1 protein-coding gene is annotated in these 203 nt (G+C 61.6%); it reads left to right on the top strand.

Annotated features, from left to right (window positions below):
* Positions 1-203, top strand: a 203-nt coding sequence (locus ACM6IN_RS22065) for a hypothetical protein (protein WP_414916712.1), incomplete at both ends; no start/stop codon positions are given.

Here is a 203-nt window from a genome sequence, read left to right as displayed (position 1 = left end):
GCCAACACCCTCAATGGCGGCGCAGGTGCCGACACCATGATCGGCGGTGATGGCGTCGATACCTACTACGTCGACAACGTCGGCGATGTAGTGATCGAAACCGATGCCTCGCTGACCGCACTCGACCGCGTGTTCGCGTCCATCGACTACACCCTCGGCGCCAACGTCGAAAACCTGATCCTGACCGGCACGGCCAACCTCAA

Origin of the sequence: Pseudomonas sp. IT-P395, assembly GCF_949767675.1 — a bacterium.
GTDB lineage: Bacteria > Pseudomonadota > Gammaproteobacteria > Pseudomonadales > Pseudomonadaceae > Aquipseudomonas.
Note: the sequence above shows the minus strand (reverse complement) of the source record. Positions and strands in the feature narration are given on the sequence as shown.